The organism is Pseudomonas sp. LAMO17WK12:I1 (assembly GCF_900177315.1).
In the GTDB taxonomy this organism is placed as follows: Bacteria; Pseudomonadota; Gammaproteobacteria; order Pseudomonadales; family Pseudomonadaceae; genus Aquipseudomonas; species Aquipseudomonas marginalis.
The window spans coordinates 324021-337839 of record NZ_FWZV01000001.1 but is presented as its reverse complement, the minus strand read 5'-3'; the positions used below and the strand labels follow the sequence as shown (position 1 = coordinate 337839).

Below are 13819 nucleotides of genomic sequence, written 5' to 3'. Positions count from 1 at the left end.
CTCCCTCCAACAACAACACCAGGAGTTCAACCATGCTACGTATCGCTGTTCTAGGTGCCGGGCGCATCGCCAGGATCCACGCCGCCAACGTCGCCGCCCACCCGAATGCCACGCTGGTGCTGGTGGCCGACCCCTGGCGCGAAGGCGTCGATGCCCTCAGCCGCCAACTGGGCTGCGAGGCGGCCTACGATTGTGCCGCCGCCCTCACGCGCAAAGACATAGACGCCGTGGTCATCGGCACCCCCACCGACACCCATATCGACCTGCTGTTGGCCGCCGTCGCCGAGGGCAAGGCGGTACTCTGCGAGAAGCCCATCGACCTCGATATCGCCAAGGCCCGCAGCGCCGCCCAGGCCGTGGAGCGCCAGGGCGGCAAGGTGATGCTCGGCTTCAATCGCCGTTTCGACCCCGACATGCTGCGCCTGCGCCAGGCCCTGGATGCCGGCCAGATCGGCGCAGTGCGCCAGGTGATCATCACCAGCCGCGACCCAGGCCTGGCGCCGCGGGACTACCTGGAACACTCCGGCGGCATCCTGCGCGACATGACCATCCACGACTTCGACACCGCCCGCCACCTGCTCGGCGAGGAACCGGTGGAAGTCAGCGCCATTGCCAGCCGCCTGGTGGACCCGAGCCTGGAACAGATCGACGACTACGACAGCGTGATGGTCCTGCTGCGTACCGCCTCCGGCAAGCAATGCCATATCAACTGCTGCCGCCAGGCGGTGTACGGCTACGACCAGCGCGTGGAAGTCTCCGGCGCCCTTGGCGTGCTGCTCACCGACAACCATCGCCCCAGCACCCTGCGCCACTGGAGCGCCGACCACACCGAAGCGCTGGAACCGTTGCAGCATTTCTTCCTGGAGCGTTACGCCGATGCCTATCGCAATGAGCTGACCCGGTTTATCGATGCGCTGAACAGCGGCCAGCCGCTGCCCACCAGTGTGCGCGACGGGTTGTATGCGCTGCATCTGGCAGATTGTGCGTTGGAGTCGGTGAGGACGGGGAGGTGTGTGGCGGTCAGTTACGACCTGTAGGCCCCGGTCCGATCCACCAACCGAATGCTGTCCCGTCCGCCACGCTTGGATTCATACAGCGTGGTATCGCCCTGTTCGATCAGCGCCGCCAGGCTGGCCGGCGGCTGGTCGAACAGGGTGGCGCCGATGCTCAGGGTCACCGGCGCGGGCGTGGCGAAGGTTTGTGCGGCCAGTTGCTGGAACTGCTCGCGCAGGCTGCTGCCCAGTTCGACGATCTGCTCGGTCGAGGCCGGGTTGAGCAGGATCACAAACTCATCACCGCCCAAACGTGCGGCCAGCGCGCCTCGGGGCACGACGGCGCGAATCATCTCGCTCAAGGCGATCAGCACGCGGTCGCCGGCGGTATGGCCGTGGAGGTCGTTGACCGACTTGAAGTTGTCGATATCGATCAGCAGCAGGGCGCCCGGTTGTTGCGCCGACACCTGGGCCAGCAGGCGCGGCGCGCGCAGGTCGAGGGCGCGGCGGTTGTAGAGGGCGGTGAGCGGGTCGCGGGCGGCGAGGCGGGCGATCTGCTGTTCGCGGCGGTAGCGCTCCGAGCCGGTCATTGACAGCGCAATCAGCATGATCGCCATGGCGCCTTCCACCAGGGACACCTGGATGATCTCGCCCTTGAACGCCGCAAGGTCGATCAAGGTGCCGGGGATCACCACCGACAGCGCCTTGGCCACGTAGAACATGCCGTGGACCAGCAGCACATAACGCAGTTGCACCGCGCCGATGCTCAATGATCGGCCGTGGGGCCGCAGCAGGAAACTGGCGCGCAGGGTCGGCAGTGCGACCAGCAGCGACTGCACGCCCAACATGGCTTTGGACCACGGCAGGTCGGTCGGGAGCATCAGCATGCCCAGCCACACGGCCAGCAGCAGCCACCATCGCGGCGACAGGCGTACCTGGGTAAAGCGCGCGACCCCGAGCAAGAACAGGCAGTGCGCGGCCACCAGCAAGCCGTTGGCAAACCAGATGCCGATGAGCAGGTAGCCATTGATGCGCAGCAGGGCCAGGGTGGAGCCGACGGTGATGGTGGCGAAACCGGCGCTCCAGAACAGCAGCGAAGGTTCGCGTACGCTGCGCCATTCTATGGCCAGGTACAGGGCAGCAGCAGCGGCCAGGGCAACGGTGAGTGCCAAAATCGTAGGAGGGTCGAGCGTCATTTCGTGCCGGGTCTGCCTGGGTGTGCGTTGAAGCCGGGGATTGTAAGCGCACACGCAGGTTTTTCAGAGCCCAAACGATAATGGCATACAGCCATCCGATGATCGGCGGTCTAGACGCCTTTGGTCGACGGCAGCAGTATCGTCAGGATGCCCACCAGTGGCAGGAACGAGCACAGTGTGTAGACGTACTCGATGCCGTGGCTGTCGGCGAGCAGGCCGAGCAAGGCCGCGCCGATCCCGCTGAAGCCGAACATCAGGCCGAAAAAGATCCCGGCGATCATGCCGACATTGCCCGGCACCAGTTCCTGGGCAAACACCACGATGGCCGAGAACGCCGAGGCGAGGATAAAGCCGATCACCACGCTGAGCACGGCGGTCCAGAACAGGTCGACGTAGGGCAGGGCCAGGGTGAACGGCGCGGCACCGAGGATCGAGAACCAGATGACTTTCTTGCGCCCGATCCGGTCGCCGATCGGCCCGCCCGCGAAGGTGCCCACGGCCACCGCACCGAGGAACAGGAACAGGTACATCTGGGAACTCGATACCGACAGGTGGAATTTTTCAATCAGGTAGAACGTGAAGTAGCTGGTCAGGCTGGTCATGTAGAAGTACTTGGAGAACACCAGCACCGCCAGCACCACCAGGGCAAACGTCACGCGGCCCTTGGACAAGCCGTGGGTGGCCTTGCCGCCTTGCTTGAGCTTGAACAGGTTGAGGTGGTTGCGGTACCAGCGGCTCAAGCCATACAGCACCAGGATCGCGAACACGGCAAACAGCCCGAACCAGGCGATGTTGCCCTGGCCGTAAGGAATGATGATCGCCGCCGCGAGCAACGGCCCCAACGCGCTGCCGGTGTTGCCGCCGACCTGGAAGGTCGATTGCGCCAGGCCATAGCGCCCGCCGGAGGCCAGGCGGGCGACGCGCGAGGTTTCCGGGTGGAAGGTCGACGAGCCGACGCCCACCAGGCCTGCCGCCAGCAGGATCGCCGGGAAGCTGCCGACAAACGCCAGCATCAGGATGCCGACCAGGGTGCAGACCATGCCCGCCGGCAGCAGCCACGGCTTGGGATGCCGGTCGGTGTGGTAGCCGATCCAGGGTTGCAGCAGCGAGGCGGTCAGCTGGAACGTCAGGGTGATCAGGCCGACCTGGGTAAACGTCAGGCCGTAGTTGGCCTTGAGCATCGGGTAGATCGACGGCAATACGGCCTGGATCAGGTCATTGATCAGGTGCGCCAGGGCACAGGCGCCGAGGATACGCAGGACTAACGGGCTTACTTGGGGCGGACTCGAGGTGGCGGCAGGTGATGCGGTCAGGGTCGACATGCAGGCATTCCATACAAGGCAGCGAACAGGGGCAGCGAGTACTTGAGCAGGCTGCCCATTTCAATTTGTTTCAGAGCTTATGCTAGATTCGCCAGGAATGCCTGTCTCGCGTAATTCGGGAGGCAACCATCGTAAAAAGGGCGAAATGATCAAATCACTGGATAAATTTTTGCAGGAAATCGATGAGGGCGACTGGGCTGTCATCAGTTCGGCCACCGATTATCCGGAAAACTGGGTGATCCCCGACCACAGTCACGAAAAGCATCAATTACTCTACGCCACCGAAGGCGTGATGGTGGTGCATTCGGCGCACAACCAATGGACGGTGCCGCCCCATCGCGGCTTCTGGATGCCCTGCGGGCACGTGCACTCCCTGCGCTGCGTGGGCGCCCTGAAAATGCGCAGCGTGTTCGTGCGCCCCGACAGTTTCCCCAACCTGCCGACCGAGACCAAGGCGGTGAGTATCTCGCCGCTGCTCAGCGAGCTGATCAAGGCCTCCGTGAGCTTGAAACCGCCCTATGCCGAAGACTCCCGCGATGCGCGGATCATGCACTTGATCCTCGACGAGCTGGCGCTGTTGCCGGCCTTGCCGCTGTCGCTGCCGCAGCCTGCCGATCTGCGGATCCAGCAGATCTGCCTGGCGTGGCAGGAGGACCCGGGCGATGCCTCCACCGTGGCGGATTGGAGCGAGCGCCTGGCCCTCGACCAGAAAACCATCCAGCGCCTGTTCCGCAAGGACACCGGCATGACCTTCGGCCAATGGCGCCAGCAGGCGCGGCTGCTGCTGGCACTGGAGCGTATCGCGGTGGGGCAGAAGATTATCGACGTGGCCCTGGAGCTGGGCTACGAAAGCCCCAGCGCATTTACCAGCATGTTCAAGAAACAGTTTGGCAAGACCCCGAGTCATTTTTTCCGCTGACGTCGGCGCAGTAGTCGTCCAGCAAACCGTTGAATGCGTCGATATCCAGCGGTCGGCTGAGGAAGTAGCCCTGGCCTTCTTCACACGCCACGCTTTTGAGCATGGCCAGGTGCTCAGCGGTCTCAATGCCTTCGGCCGTGACCGTCAGGGCAAGGGCACGGCCCAAGCCGACAATGGCTTGGATAATCGCCTTGTCATCCTCGCTTTCCTCCAGGCGGGTGAGGAAGCTGCGGTCGATTTTCAGGCCATCGAACGGGAACGCCCGCAGGTAGCTGAGGGACGAATAGCCGGTGCCGAAGTCATCCATGGCAATGCGGATGCCCAGTTGCTTGAGCGTGCGCATCACCTCAAGTGCGCCGACGGCGTCCTCGAGCATCACGCTTTCGGTCATTTCCACCTCAAGGCGCGCAGGGTCGATACCCGAGGCGTCCAGGGCGTGGCGCACGCGCTCCACCAGGTTGCCGCGCTTGAACTCGGTGGGTGACAGGTTCACCGAGACGAACAGCGTGTCGGGCCACTGCGCCGCGCACGCACACGCGGTGGCCAGTACCCAGTCACTCAGCGCCAGGATCAGCCCCGATTCTTCGGCAATCGGAATAAAGGTGTCCGGGGCGATCAGCCCGCGTACCGGGTGCTGCCAGCGCACCAGGGCTTCGGCCCCGACCATCTGCCCATCGGCGATGCGATAGCGCGGCTGGAAGTGCAGGCGCAGTTCGGCGTGCTTGATCGCAAAGCGCAGATCGCTCTCCAGGCGCCGCCGCTCGATGATCCGCGTATTCATGTCCCCGGAGTAAAAGCGCCAGGTATTGCGCCCGGCCGCCTTGGCCTCATACAGCGCGATATCGGCGTAGCGCAGCAGTTCGGTGGCATCGCGGGCATCGGTGGGCGCCAGGGCAATGCCGATACTGGCACTGATAAACACCTCTTGTTCGTCGATTTTGATCGCCTGCTCGATGGACTCGATCAAGCGCAGGCACAGGCTTTCGACTTCATCCTGGCTGCCGGCGTCGCTGAGGATCAACACAAACTCATCGCCGCCGACGCGAGCCACCAGGTCACCATGGCGCACGCAAGCAGCCAGGCGGGCGGACACTTGATTAAGCACCCGGTCACCGGCGGCGTGGCCGAGCAGGTCATTGACCGGCTTGAAGCGGTCCAGATCGAGGCTGAGCATCACCAGCGGCTGCTCGGTGCCGGGCAGGGCCTTGAGTTTTCCGTCCAGGAACGCCTGCAGGCGTGTGCGGTTGGGCAGCCCGGTCAGGGCGTCGTGTTGAGACAGGTACTCGATGCGCCGACGTGCTTCGACCTCTTCGGTGACGTCGGTGGCCGTCCCGCGAAACCCGCCACAGGGCATTTCCCGGGCCGACAGCCGGGTTGTGCGCTCCTGTCCCTGGGCATCGATATAGCGGCATTGCACACTGATGTCCACGCGCCGGCCCGGAGTGCTCAGCCACTGCGACAGCAGGTCGGCCTCGGTGTCCAGCAGGTCGCTCATGGCCGCCCCGAGCCAGGCTTGCCGGGTCAGGCCGGTGACGCTTTCGAAGCGTTCCGACAGGTAGATAAAACGCCAGCCGGCATCGATTTCCCAGACCCAGTCCGAGCTGGCCTCCACCACGTCGCGAAAGCGCGCCTCGCTGGTGGCCAGGGCGGCCTGGCTGTCCAGCAGAGAGGTGTGGCTGGCATCCAGGGCGAGGGCGGCGGCGGTGGTGCGGCGCAGTATCACCCAGGTCATCAGGCACACCAGCAACGCGGCCAGGCCCAGCAGCGGCAGGCCTACGCCCATCAAGCGCAGGCCGGGCCGGGCCGGTTCCCAGTGCAGGCTGCCGGCGGCGCCGTTGTCGCCCAGGGGGAAAACCAGGGTCTGGCCGATGTCATCGGGCGTGGCCACATGCAGCTTGCCCACGCCGAACTCATCGCCGATTGCGTGCAACTTGGCGCTGTTGAGGACATCGACAAAGATCAATACCGAGGCCGGCCGGCCATCGGGCACTACCGTGGGGTCGGTGCCGGGTGTGATCGCGGCGGCGGCCACCAGCGCCGGGCTGCCGCGTACATTGATGAACGCCGTGACCGGTGTTTCGTTTTCAGCCCCGGCACGCGCCTGCTCGATAATTTCGGTCAAGGGCTGGTCGAGCCACTGCGAGAGCTCGATGCTTTGCAGCTCGCCCTTGATCACCGAGTAGACCGTGCCATTGTCGTTATCGACCACAAACAGGCCTTGGAAACCGAAGTCCTGATACAGCGTGGCGCCGACGTTGCCGCGCGCGTAGGCCCAGTTGCTGTCCACGGTCATGTGCAGGTGCTTGTAGGCATCGCTCCAGAAGGCGTAGTCCTTGACAGTCACCCGCAGGGACTTCTCCAGGGATTGCACGGCTTTACGCGTATAAAACGCGCTTTCCTGCTGTTCGGAGTGATCCAGCTCGTGCGCGAGATAAACCAGGGAATAGGCGGCGGCGGCAAAGACCAGGGCCAGCAACGCCACGAAATTGAACAGCGACGTGCGCGCCAGCGACAGGCTGCTGCGGTCGGACAAGGTGCGGACGATAGGGGCGAGAGAGTTCGGCATGGTTTCCCGCAGGACGTCGCTGCAAGTCATTGGTATGACGGGTTATCGGCGGTGCGGGTAAAAAGCTTAGTGCTTCGGTGTTGGCGGGCGTTGAAGCGCGGTGCGCCCTCGGGATGGCGGCTTCACCGGCAGGCTTTCGCCGTATTCAGCCCACCACGCCATCAGCGCCTGCAGGGTCGGCGCGAGCGCGCGGGCTTTGGCGGTTATTTCATATTCGACCCGGGGCGGTACTTCGGCGAACACCGTGCGGGTCACCAGGCCATCGTCTTCCAGCTCGCGAAGTTGGGCCGTGAGCATATGTTGGGTAATGCCGCCGATGGTCTTGCGCAGCTCGCCGAACCGATAGACCCGCTGGTTCAACAGCCACATGATTTCCAGTTTCCACTTGCCGCTGAGCAGTGAAAATGCACGCCGCATTTCTTCATGCATATTCAGCTTTTCAACGCTTTTAGTCTGGTTTTCCATACTGACTGCCACTTTTTCATCCTACTTGTGCGAATTCATCTCCGCGGGGATCTTAGCTGAAATTCATCCCTCACAGACTGGAGAAAACACATGTCCCGACTCAACGCAAAAGTCGCCATTGTCACCGGTGCCGGACGTGGTATCGGCCGCGCCACGGCCAAGCTGTTCGCGGCCCAGGGCGCCAAGGTCGCCGTGGTGTCGCGCACCCCGGAAAACGTCGCGCGCGTGGTGGCCGATATCCAGGCCGCAGGCGGCACGGCGCTCGGCGTGGTGTGCGACCTGGCTGATGCGGCGCAGGTCAGCGCAGCGGTGGCGAACGTCGTCGCCACCTATGGCGGCATCGACATTCTGGTCAATAACGCATTCGACCCGTCCGTGGTGTTTTCCTCGGTGCTCGAGTTGCCGGTCGAACAACTGCAACGCAACCTGGACATGGGCCCGATCGCCTACCTGCGCACCATGCAAGCCTGCTACCCGTACCTCAAGGCCAGCGGCGCAGGGCGGGTGATCAACTTCGGTTCGCTGGCCGGCATCATCGGCATGCAAGGCTACGCGCCCTACAACATGGCCAAGGAAGCGGTGCGCGCGCTGACCCGCTCGGCCGCGCGGGAATGGGGCGTGGATAACATCACCGTCAATAACCTGCTGCCGGTGGCCGATACCTGGGGTGATAGTTATGACGCGCCGGCACCCTCCAATGTGCTCGGGCGTTATGGCTCGCCGGAAGACGACATCGCGCCGGTGGCGCTGTTCCTGGCCAGCCAGGATGCGCAGTTCATCACCGGCTACAGCCTGACACCGGATGGCGGGCAGATCATCGACAGTGCGCGTTGACTGACCCGCGCAGCGGCCCAGGCGAGTAGCGCTGCGATGCACAGGAGCGCGGCGCTCAATGCAAACGTCACCTGGTAGCCGCACAGGTCAAACACCACACCGCCCAGCGTTGCCCCGGCAGCGATTGCCAGTTGGATGATGGCAACCATTAAGCCGCCCCCTGCCTCGGCATCGTCAGGCAGGGTTTTTGCCAGCCAGGTCCACCAGCCCACCGGCGCGGCGGTGGCTACCAGGCCCCACACACCGAGGAGCGCGGCGGTAATAACGGGCGAACTGCCGAATGCGACCAATGCCAGAGCGATCACCGCCATCAATACGGGAATGGCGATCAGCGTGGGGTACAGGCCGTTCTTCAGGAAACGCTCGATCAGCAGTGTGCCGGCCAAACCGGCCAGGCCGAGCACCAGCAGCATCAACGACAGCAGCGATACACCCACCTGGGTAACACCTTCCAGAAACGGCCGCAGGTAGGTGAACAGCATGAACTGGCCCATGAAAAACACGCTGACGGCCAGCATGCCCAGGGCCACCGGGGCGCGCTTGATCAAGCGCAACAGGTGGCCGTTGCCGGCCTGGCTGCGGGGCTTGATCGACGGCAGGCTCAGCAGCAGCCACAGCACCGCGACCACGGCCACCGGCACCACGCAGAAAAACGCGCCACGCCAGCCGATCAAACCACCGAGGAAACTGCCCAGCGGTGCCGCGATCACGGTTGCCAGTGCGTTACCGCCATTGACGATAGCCAAGGCGCGCGGCACCTGGCCCTCGGGCACCAGGCCCATGGCAGTGGCTGCCGACAGTGACCAGAAACCGCCGATGGCCACGCCGATCAGGGCGCGGCCCAGCATGAAGATCAGGTAGTTCGGCGCGAACGCTACCACGCTGCCGGACACGATCATCAGCAAGGTCAGCGCGACCAGCAGGCGCTTGCGATCCACGCGCGCCGCCACTCGGGCGATCACCAGGCTGGTGAGCAAGGCAAACAGGCCTGACACCGAAATACCCTGGCCGGCCTGGCCTTGGCTGATGCCCAGGTCGGCGGCCAGCGGGGTCAACAGGCTCACCGGCATGAACTCCGAGGCCACCAGGGCAAAGGCTGCCAGGGACAGGGCGAAGACGGCGCCCCAGCGGGGCGCGTGAGGGTTTATCGAGATCACTTCAAGTGACTGTTAAAGAAGCTGGTGAGCTTGGCGAAGGGGATCAGGTTGACCCGGTCGTAAAGGTCTACATGGCCGGCGTTGGGGATGATTACCAGCTCCTTGGGCTCGGCGGCACGGTTGTAGGCGTCTTCGCTGAACTCGCGGGAGTGGGCATCGGCACCGGCAATCAACAGCAACGGGCGAGGGGAAATGGTCTCGATGTCGCTGAACGGATAGAAGTTCATGAACTTCACGTTGCTGGTCAGCGTCGGCATGGTGGTGGTCTGCGGCGACGCGCCAGCCGGGGTGACTTCGCCGCGCGGCGTGCGGTAGAAATCGAAAAACTCATCGCCAATCGGGTTGCCGGTCCGCTTGAGCGGCGTGCCGCTGGTGTAGAGGGTCTGGCCGCCCTGGAATTCCACGTAACGCTGGTTGGCCGCCTGCACCAGCACCTGCTGGCGTTGTTCCGCTGTCATGCCGTGCTTGAGACCGTTGCGGTTGGCGGCGCCCATGTCGTACATGCTGACCGTGGCGATGGCCTTGAGGCGCGGGTCGATCTTGGCCGCCGCGATGGCAAAACTGCCGCTGCCGCAGATGCCGATCACGCCGATGCGCTCACGATCGACCAGCGGCCGGGTGCCGAGGAAGTCCACGGCGGCGCTGAAGTCTTCGGCGTAGAGGTCGGGCAGCACCGCATTGCGTGGTGTGCCTGCGCTTTCGCCCCAGAACGACAGGTCCAGCGACAAGGTGACAAAGCCCTGTTCGGCCATTTTGGTGGCGTAGAGGTTGGCGCTCTGTTCCTTGACGGCACCCATCGGGTGGCCGACGATCAGCGCGGCATTTTTCGAGGCCGGGGCGAGCTGTTTGGGCACGAACAGGTTGCCCGCCACCGGCATGCCGTATTGATTGTTGAAGGTGACTTTTTCGACGGACACCTTGTCGCTTGTGTAGAAGTTGTTTGCACCGTTGGACATGTCGGCTCCCAGAGAAGAGAACGAAATCACCAGCAGACTCAGGGTGAGCAAGAGGCTTTTCATGGATGGATCCTTGAGAAGGGGGTCGGCACATTTTCCCGGCGTGGCTGAGGGTTCTGTAGTGCGTTCCACTGGATTACTTGCCTGATCCTCTGAGTCTGGCGGGTTGCCGGGGACGTAAGCGGGCCGGTCGGGGTAAAGTCCAACGATCAGAGCGAAGGGCCCTTTATGAAGATCAATCAAATGCCCCTGGACGTGCTGGTCCACGCGATCGGCTCAAGGGTCTGCATACCCGGCGACTACCCCATGCCCATCCCCGGCCTGGGCTTTTATCGGCGTGAGCAGCCCGCGACACCCGTGGTGTGCATGGTCGAGCCGAGCATCGTGCTGGTTGCCCAGGGTGAGAAGCGGCTGTGGGTCGGCGGCGAGGGGTACCCGTATGACACGGCACGATTTCTGCTCACGTCGCTGGATATACCGGCCAACTCCGAAGTGCTGGTCGCCAGCCCGACCCGCCCGTGCCTGGGCCTGACCTTCAAGCTCGACCTGCGCATCCTGGCCGAGCTGATCGCCCAGGGGGCGTTGCCGCCAACGCGTGAGCGGGCGGTGATGAAAGGCGTGGGGATTGGTGTCGTGACCGGCGCCATGCTCGCCTCCTTTGCGCGCCTGGTTGAATTGCTTGATGAGCCCGAAGCGATACCGGTGCTCGCACCCTTGATCCAGCGCGAGATTCACTTCCGGCTATTGCAGAGCGACCAGGCCGGCCGACTGCGCCAGATCTGTTCCGTGGACGGGCAGGGTTATCGGATTGCGCGGGCGATCGATTGGCTCAAGCTCAATTACGACGTGCCGTTGCGCGTGGACGAACTGGCCGCGCGTGTGCAGATGAGCGCGGCGACCTTTCACCATCACTTTCGCCAACTGACGGCGATGAGCCCGCTGCAGTATCAGAAATGGCTGCGCCTCAACGAAGCGCGGCGCTTAATGTTGAACGAGCACCGGGACGTGTCCAGTGCGGCGTTCAAGGTCGGCTATGAAAGCCCGTCGCAGTTCAGCCGCGAGTACAGCCGGCTTTTTGGTGTGCCGCCCAAGCGCGATATGGCCATGCTGCGCGGCAAAGCGCCGGTCAGCGATCCGCTGGCGTCAAGTTAGCGTAGAAGATGCAGCCGATCAGCCGCGCAAACAGGCTGAGGGTTTCCGGCAGGTTGGGGTCGTCAAACAGCATCGCCCGGGAATCCAGCGCACACAGTGCGCCGAACAGGCGGCCATCCGGCAGGAAGATCGGCGCCCCGGCGTAGCTCTCGATGGCGTATTGCTTGACCACCGGGCGCGTGGCAAAGCGGCCATTGGCGCTGACCTGCGGGATGAACAGGGTCTGCGGGTTGATGCAGAACTCGCTGCACAGGGTGGTTTCCAGGTCGAGCACGTCATCGGCATGAATGCCCATGTCGAAGGGGTCGTGCGCTGAACAGACAATCCATTCCAGGTCAGTGAACTTGGCGATGCCGGCAAAGCGCATGCCCGTCAGGCGGGTGACCAATTGCAGGATGCTGGTGGTGGCTTCGATTTCGGCGATGGCAGCGCGTTCGTCGGCGCTGAGTAACGCGTGTGCGGCGGTGAAGCTTGGAAGCATGGTTGAACACTCCACTGGCGTGGCGGCCCTTGCCACCACGCTTGGTCAGGTCTTAATTGATACGCGGATGCTGCTGCACCAGGTTCTGGCGCTTGGCTTCCAGTTCGGCAATCTCGGCGTCGATGTCTTCGATTTTCTGCTCGATATTGTCGTGATGCTCCTGCAGCAACTCCTTCGCTTCTTCCATGTCCGACGCAGCCGGTGCGGCGCCGCGCAGGGGTTTGTTGGCGGTTTCCTTCATGGTCAGGCCGGTGATCAGGCCGACCACCGCAAACACCATCAGGTAGTAGGCGGGCATGTACAGGTCGTTGGTGCTTTCCACCAGCCAGGCCACCGCGGTAGGGGTGACGCCGGCGATCAATACGGAGACGTTGAACGCACTGGCCAAGGCACTGTAGCGCAGGTGCGTGGGGAACATCGCCGGCAGCGTGGACGCCATGACGCCGATGAAGAAGTTAAGCACGACGGCCAGGATCAGCAAGCCGGCGAAGATCAGGCCGGTCTTGCCGCTGGTAATCAGCATAAAGGCCGGAATGGCCAGGAACAGCAGGCCGATGCTGCCGGCGATGATGAAGGGCTTGCGGCCGATCTTGTCGCTGACAAAACCGATGAACGGCTGCACGAACAGCATGCCGACCATGATCGCGATGATGATCAGCACGCCGCTGTTTTCGGAGTAGTGCAGGTTATGGGACAGGTAGCTCGGCATGTACGTGAGCAGCATGTAGTACGTCACGTTGGTGGCCGCGACGATGCCGATGCAAGTCAGCAGGCTGCGCCAGTGCTTGGTGGCGATCTCCTTGAATGACACTTTCGGGCCATGGGTCAGGCCTTCGCGGTCACCCTGTTCGAGCTTGTCGACATGCTGTTGGAACGCCGGGGTTTCTTCCAGCGCATGGCGCAGGTACAGGCCGATCATGCCCAGGGGCAGGGCCAGGAAGAACGGCAGGCGCCAGCCCCAGGCCTCGAAGTCGGCTTCGCCCAGCACGCTGGAGATCAGCACCACGACACCGGCACCGAGGACGAAACCGGCGATGGAACCGAAGTCCAGCCAGCTGCCGAGGAAACCGCGCTTGCGGTCCGGCGCATATTCGGCAACGAAGATCGAGGCGCCGGTGTATTCACCGCCCACCGAGAAGCCCTGGGCCATTTTGCACAGCAGCAGCAGGATCGGCGCCCAGATGCCGATGGAGGCGTACCCGGGAATCAGGCCGATGGCGAAGGTGCTCAGCGACATGATCACAATGGTCGCGGCGAGGACTTTCTGGCGTCCGTATTTATCGCCCAGCGCGCCGAAGAACAGGCCGCCCAGGGGACGAATCAGGAACGGCACGGAGAACGTCGCCAGTGCCGCGATCATTTGTACGCTGGGGGAGGCGTCGGGGAAGAACACCTTGCCCAATACATAGGCGACAAACCCGTAGACACCAAAGTCGAACCACTCCATGGCGTTACCCAGTGCGGCGGCGGTGATCGCCTTGCGCATCTTGGCGTCGTCAACAATGGTGATGTCTTTCAAACCGATGGGCTTGACGCTTTTCTTACGTAATTTCATGCGGACCACTCTAAAACAGAACAGGGGAGGTGCCATCGTTGCAATGGCACCGCTCTGTCAGTTCAGATACAAGCGGACATGAAATAATTCACCGCTATTTGCGTTTTTTTGCCTGGGGTGCAATTTGCGTGCAATTGCCTGGGTTTTCGGGGTGAGCACCTACCCTGGGGCGATCCGGCATTCTGTGGTGAGCGGGCTTGCCCCGCGTTGGGCTGCGAAGCGGC

12 protein-coding genes are annotated in these 13819 nt (G+C 63.3%); 4 read left to right on the top strand and 8 right to left on the bottom strand.

The genetic code is table 11. The features are described 5' to 3' along the window. Positions 1-32: 32 nt before the first annotated feature. On the top strand, positions 33-1037 hold the full coding sequence (gene iolG / locus B9N88_RS01540) for an inositol 2-dehydrogenase (protein WP_027608508.1): 1005 nt from the start codon (positions 33-35) through the stop codon (positions 1035-1037). Here iolG and B9N88_RS01535 read toward each other — a convergent pair. After that, a complete protein-coding gene (locus B9N88_RS01535; RefSeq protein ID WP_027608507.1) occupies positions 1025-2188 on the bottom strand; it encodes a GGDEF domain-containing protein in 1164 nt (387 codons plus the stop codon). The two genes, iolG and B9N88_RS01535, sit on opposite strands and share 13 nt — an antisense overlap. Positions 2189-2298: 110 nt before the next feature. Further along, entirely contained in the window at positions 2299-3510 is a 1212-nt protein-coding gene (locus tag B9N88_RS01530) for an MFS transporter (protein WP_027608506.1), read from the bottom strand. Between the two features lie 97 nt (positions 3511-3607). Here B9N88_RS01530 and B9N88_RS01525 point away from each other — a divergent pair, with 97 nt between their 5' ends. Next, positions 3608-4429: an AraC family transcriptional regulator gene (locus B9N88_RS01525; RefSeq protein ID WP_027608505.1), complete on the top strand. Its 822-nt coding sequence runs from the start codon at positions 3608-3610 to the stop codon at positions 4427-4429. Here B9N88_RS01525 and B9N88_RS01520 read toward each other — a convergent pair. Continuing rightward, on the bottom strand, positions 4386-6995 hold the full coding sequence (locus B9N88_RS01520; protein ID WP_051429432.1) for a bifunctional diguanylate cyclase/phosphodiesterase: 2610 nt from the start codon (positions 6993-6995) through the stop codon (positions 4386-4388). The genes B9N88_RS01525 and B9N88_RS01520 overlap by 44 nt on opposite strands. 66 nt (positions 6996-7061) lie before the next feature. Continuing rightward, complete coding sequence (locus B9N88_RS01515) at positions 7062-7460, bottom strand: winged helix-turn-helix transcriptional regulator (RefSeq protein ID WP_043293886.1); 399 nt, start codon at positions 7458-7460, stop codon at positions 7062-7064. 90 nt (positions 7461-7550) lie between these two features. Between B9N88_RS01515 and B9N88_RS01510 the strand changes: the two genes are divergently transcribed. Beyond that, on the top strand, positions 7551-8294 hold the full coding sequence (locus B9N88_RS01510) for an SDR family NAD(P)-dependent oxidoreductase (RefSeq protein WP_027608503.1): 744 nt from the start codon (positions 7551-7553) through the stop codon (positions 8292-8294). Here the strand turns inward: B9N88_RS01510 and B9N88_RS01505 are convergent. Together B9N88_RS01505 and B9N88_RS01500 are read right to left on the bottom strand one after the other, a co-directional pair. Further along, positions 8246-9451 (bottom strand): MFS transporter, encoded by a 1206-nt coding sequence (locus tag B9N88_RS01505; RefSeq protein ID WP_043293884.1) that lies wholly within the window; start codon positions 9449-9451, stop codon positions 8246-8248. The two genes, B9N88_RS01510 and B9N88_RS01505, sit on opposite strands and share 49 nt — an antisense overlap. Further along, a complete protein-coding gene (locus B9N88_RS01500; RefSeq protein ID WP_027608502.1) occupies positions 9448-10470 on the bottom strand; it encodes an alpha/beta hydrolase in 1023 nt (340 codons plus the stop codon). The genes B9N88_RS01505 and B9N88_RS01500 overlap by 4 nt, the downstream gene beginning before the upstream one ends. 165 nt (positions 10471-10635) lie before the next feature. Here B9N88_RS01500 and B9N88_RS01495 point away from each other — a divergent pair, with 165 nt between their 5' ends. Further along, on the top strand, positions 10636-11559 hold the full coding sequence (locus tag B9N88_RS01495; protein WP_027608501.1) for an AraC family transcriptional regulator: 924 nt from the start codon (positions 10636-10638) through the stop codon (positions 11557-11559). Here the strand turns inward: B9N88_RS01495 and B9N88_RS01490 are convergent. Next, on the bottom strand, positions 11534-12040 hold the full coding sequence (locus B9N88_RS01490) for a GAF domain-containing protein (protein WP_027608500.1): 507 nt from the start codon (positions 12038-12040) through the stop codon (positions 11534-11536). The genes B9N88_RS01495 and B9N88_RS01490 overlap by 26 nt on opposite strands. Before the next feature lie 52 nt (positions 12041-12092). Next, positions 12093-13595 carry a glycine betaine/L-proline transporter ProP gene (gene proP, locus B9N88_RS01485; protein WP_027608499.1) on the bottom strand — a complete coding sequence of 501 codons (1503 nt, stop codon included), beginning with the start codon at positions 13593-13595 and terminating at the stop codon, positions 12093-12095. Positions 13596-13819 lie beyond the last annotated feature (224 nt).